Origin of the sequence: Microcystis sp. LE19-10.1B (assembly GCF_027530565.1) — a bacterium.
Taxonomy (GTDB): Bacteria; Cyanobacteriota; Cyanobacteriia; order Cyanobacteriales; family Microcystaceae; genus Microcystis; species Microcystis aeruginosa.
Window position 1 is genome coordinate 1 of sequence record NZ_JAPZQM010000314.1, and the last position, 4,189, is coordinate 4,189.

The following is a 4,189-nucleotide window of genomic DNA, read 5'->3' on the forward strand; positions in this document are numbered from 1 at the left end:
CCACCTTTTAGACTTTATGCTCGATGAGGCCATCCCTGTTACTCGCGTTAATTCTTCTTGATTTTGGATGGGGAGCTACAGGGCAAAAGCGTTTTGTATTCTGTATTCCTTGCTACATTCTGAATTTGGAATTGCTGGGAATGTAGAGACAGGTCAAGAAATCCGCACCCTTCCCTTGCAACTCTACGAGAACACTGGGCATAATAAAAGTGTCACTAGCGTGAGTTTTAGCCCTGACGGTAAGACATTAGCGACCGGTAGTGAAGACAAGACAATCAAACTGTGGAATGTAGAGACAGGTCAAGAAATCCGCACTCTCACTGGGCATAATGATAGTGTCAATAGTGTGAGTTTTAGCCCTGACGGTAAGACATTAGCTTCTGGTAGTGGTGACGACACTATCAAACTATGGGATGTAGAAACAGGACAAGAAATCCGCACTCTCTTTGGGCATAATGAGGGTGTCTCTAGCGTGAGTTTTAGCAGCGACGGTAAGATATTAGCTTCTGGTAGTTATGACACCACAATTAAACTGTGGAATGTTCAGACAGGTCAAGAAATCCGCACTCTCTCTGGGCATAATGGAAATGTCTTAAGCGTGAGTTTTAGCCCCGACGGTAAGACATTAGCGACCGGTAGTCATGACAACACAATCAAACTGTGGAATGTAGAGACAGGGAAAGAAATTCGCACTCTCTCTGGCCATAATAACAGTGTCACTAGCGTGAGTTTTAGCCCCGATGGTAAGACTTTAGCTTCTGGTAGTTGGGATAACACAATTAAACTGTGGAATGGAAGCAATGGTTGGGATTTAGATGCTTTAATGGGGCGTAGTTGCGATTGGGTGCGGGCTTATTTGCACAATCCTAATTCTGATGTTAGGGAGGAGGATAGGCATTTGTGTGATGGGATTTGATCCCCCCCTGCCCCCCTTAAAAAGGGGGGAGAATTTAGTATCTGGGGAAATTTATCTAAATTTCGTTAAAATTATGATAGAAGGAATCGATCAGAAAAATGATGAATGAAAACTACCCGCTACTTTGAAGAACAAGTCTTGGTCAAAAGACCCTATCTTAAGCGAGAATGGTGTCAACAGGCTATCCAGAATCCAGTTAGACGAGAAATAGAACCAAATGGACGCATTCGTCATTGGTTATACATTCCCGAATTAGGAAAATACTTGCGAGTTGTCACTCTAGATGATGGAGAAACCATTCATAACGCCTTCCCAGATCGTAACTTTAAGGAGTAAAAAATGAAATTTAGTTATTATCCTGAAACCGATTCTCTATACATTAGCCTATCAGAAAAAACAAGCACCGATTCTCAAGAAATCGCCCCTGATATTGTTTTAGATTTTGATAGCGAAGGAAAATTAGTTGGAATTGATATTGATCAAGCTAGTCAAATTGTTGATTTAACTCGTTTAGAAACTGAGTCTTTCCCCCTTAATTCTGTTATTTTAGCTCAATCAAAATAGTCTATATTAGAATCAAATAGCTAAAGAGATAACAATGGCTAAAATCTCCATTTCTTTACCTGATGAACTGGTTAATTACCTAAACCAGAAAGTAGAAGATAAAAGCATTTTCATCGCCTCAATTTTACAACAATGGCGACAACAACAAGAAGCAGAAGAACTCGCCCAAGCTTTTTTAGCAGTAGATGAACTAGAATTAGGATGGACTGACGAATGGCAAACAGCAGCGATTATCAACTCGGAAGCATTATGGCTGAAGTAAAACTTAAATCCAAGCATCTAAACTCCTTAAAAAATTTATTGAAGACGCATTAACCGAAAGACTGCAAGAACTTCAAGAAGGAATTAAGCGCACCCAAGAACGAATAACTCTGTTTGAAAATAAGTAGCTGGTTATAATTAAATTAAAAATGGATTTTAGCTTCGATCCCCCCTGCCCCCCTTGATAAGGGGGGTGCCGATCCCCCCTGCCCCCCTTGATAAGGGGGGTGTCTGATGATTTTTAACGCCTACCTACTTAAGTATCAAATGCAGACACAAGAATTTCTCAGACGATTTGAAAACAATGAATTGCAGCATACCTTAGACTTTGATGAATGGATGGGAGAAGCTTGGATGCTAGAAGCTTTACTGCAAGACAAAGAAGAAATTGAGGAGATAGAATTTGTTGATTAATGACTATTTTCAAGAGATTAGACATCTCATTGAAGCTTGTCCAATAGTTCAATCTTATAACCTCATTACTGATAGTAGAAGTCTTTATGTAGGGTTTGCGGCAAAAAGTAGGGGCGAAGCATTCGGATAGGAAATCTACGGTTTCACCGATAGGTTATGCCCGAATGCTTCGCCCCGAAGATGCAAGGTTTTCAACCACGATTCTCTCAAAATCTTGCACCTGTTTCGCAAAATAGGACCCTAAAACCCTTACCTCGTCTATATTTCACATTTATTCAGCAAGCCCTAATTACACTCTTTTAAAAAGTTTCTTTATTTCGACAGTAGCTGTCAGTATCTCCCGTAATTGTAGCGTTTAGAAATACCTAATCTTAACCAATTAAAAAAGCGAGAAAGTATTAGCAAACCTTCTCGCTTTTTTATCACTAAACCAACGCCTCCACAGCTTGCGGAACTACTGCCGTCTCAGTTGTGGGATTTTCCCCTAGGTAAATTCCCAAAGAACGGGCTGTTTTGACGATAAAACCATCAGGATCAACGGGATAGGCACAGCGATGCTCTTGATGACATTGTTTGATAATTTTGATCACTGGTTTCAGGGGCAAACTACGCACTTGTCCCCCGCGCCAAATCACCACGCGATCGAGTTTTCCCTGTTCGATTAATTCTACGGCCTTAATGCCGAAAGCCGTGGCTAACAGTCGATCCATGGCCAAAGGAGGACGACTTCTTTGCAGGTGTCCCAAAGACATGGCCCGCACATCCATGGAATTGAGATAACAGAAGACGGGATCGGTAACGCACAAAGAGCGAGTTTTGTCAAATATTAATTTTTCTAAATAATCGGCAATATACTTCTCTTTTTGGTTATCTTCGTTTTTAACACCCTCAGAAATCACAATGAGAGCGAATTTACGACCTTGAGCGCGTAATTCTGCCAAATGGCGACAACAACCGTCGATAATTGCGGGAGTGAGAGCCGGGGTTAATTCGGGAATAAAAATCGCATCGGCACCTCCGGCAATCCCAGCATGAAGAGCTAGATGACCGGCATCTCTACCCATCACCTGCACAATCATCACCCTTTCGTGACTAGCGGCGGTAAAGGTGAGATCATACAAAGCTTGAGTAACGATATCGACGGCAGTGGTAAAACCGACTGCCCATTCCGTATAGGGAACGTCATTATCGATGGTTTTGGGAACCGCGATAATATTCCAATTGCCTTTCTGGGCGAGATCGTAGATGATATCGATGCTCCCATCGCCTCCAACGACGATCAGGGCATCTAATCCCAGCATTTCGTATCCTTGCAGGATTTTCGTGGCAATTTCTGGGTTTTCGGGATGTCCTTTGCTCAAAGAACCCAAAACACTACCACTAAGAAACTGCAAAACGTCTAATCCTTTCAAGACCCCGGGTAGGTTATAGCCATGCTGAGTCAGGATCAAATCTTCGGGGTGATATTTTCCCTCGGCAATCTGCATAAAACCGTCGGTCCCGTAGGGAATGCCGTACACATCCCAACCCTTGAGTTTTGATGATTTCACCACGGCACGAATTACCGCGTTTAACCCCGGGCAATCGCCACCACTGGTCAGAATGCCGATTTTTTTCTTTTGATTCTCGTTCATAGTTATATCCTCCTGGATTTTTTTGTCAGTTATCAGTTATCAGTGATCAGATGTAAGTTTTCAGTTTTCAGTTAAGTAGCTGGTTATAATTAAATTAAAAATCGATTTTAGGTTCGATCCCCCCTGCCCCCCTTGATAAGGGGGGTGCCGATCCCCCCTGCCCCCCTTGATAAGGGGGGTGCCGATCCCCCCTGCCCCCCTTGATAAGGGGGGTGCCGATAGGCGGGGGGATCCCCCTTGATAAGGGGGGTGCCGATAGGCGGGGGGATCCCCCTTGATAAGGGGGGTGCCGATCCCCCCTGCCCCCCTTGATAAGGGGGGTGCCGAGCCCCCCTGCCCCCCTTGATAAGGGGGGTGCCGATCCCCCCTTAATCCCCCCTTGATAAGGGGGGTGCCGATC

At 43.8% G+C, this 4,189-nt stretch carries 6 protein-coding genes; 5 read left to right on the forward strand and 1 reads right to left on the reverse strand.

Translation table 11 applies throughout. From position 1 onward, the window contains the following. Positions 1 to 109: 109 nt before the first annotated feature. The 5 genes from O9332_RS11190 to O9332_RS11210 all read left to right on the forward strand — a co-directional run bounded on the left by O9332_RS11190 (position 110) and on the right by O9332_RS11210 (position 2,155). A complete protein-coding gene (locus O9332_RS11190; protein ID WP_288025505.1) occupies positions 110 to 916 on the forward strand; it encodes a WD40 repeat domain-containing protein in 807 nt (268 codons plus the stop codon). A 105-nt stretch (positions 917 to 1,021) separates the two neighbouring features. Continuing rightward, positions 1,022 to 1,252, forward strand: coding sequence for a hypothetical protein (locus O9332_RS11195; protein WP_002742722.1), 231 nt, complete (start codon positions 1,022 to 1,024; stop codon positions 1,250 to 1,252). A gap of 3 nt (positions 1,253 to 1,255) precedes the next feature. Continuing rightward, positions 1,256 to 1,480: a DUF2283 domain-containing protein gene (locus O9332_RS11200; RefSeq protein WP_002742721.1), complete on the forward strand. Its 225-nt coding sequence runs from the start codon at positions 1,256 to 1,258 to the stop codon at positions 1,478 to 1,480. Between the two features lie 34 nt (positions 1,481 to 1,514). After that, a complete protein-coding gene (locus O9332_RS11205) occupies positions 1,515 to 1,742 on the forward strand; it encodes a DUF8778 family protein (RefSeq protein WP_002758289.1) in 228 nt (75 codons plus the stop codon). Between the two features lie 233 nt (positions 1,743 to 1,975). Beyond that, entirely contained in the window at positions 1,976 to 2,155 is a 180-nt protein-coding gene (locus O9332_RS11210; RefSeq protein ID WP_002758288.1) for a hypothetical protein, read from the forward strand. 425 nt (positions 2,156 to 2,580) lie between these two features. Here the strand turns inward: O9332_RS11210 and O9332_RS11215 are convergent, their stop codons facing one another. Beyond that, positions 2,581 to 3,789, reverse strand: a complete 1,209-nt coding sequence (locus O9332_RS11215) for an ATP-dependent 6-phosphofructokinase (protein ID WP_002758286.1) — start codon at positions 3,787 to 3,789, stop codon at positions 2,581 to 2,583. Positions 3,790 to 4,189 lie beyond the last annotated feature (400 nt).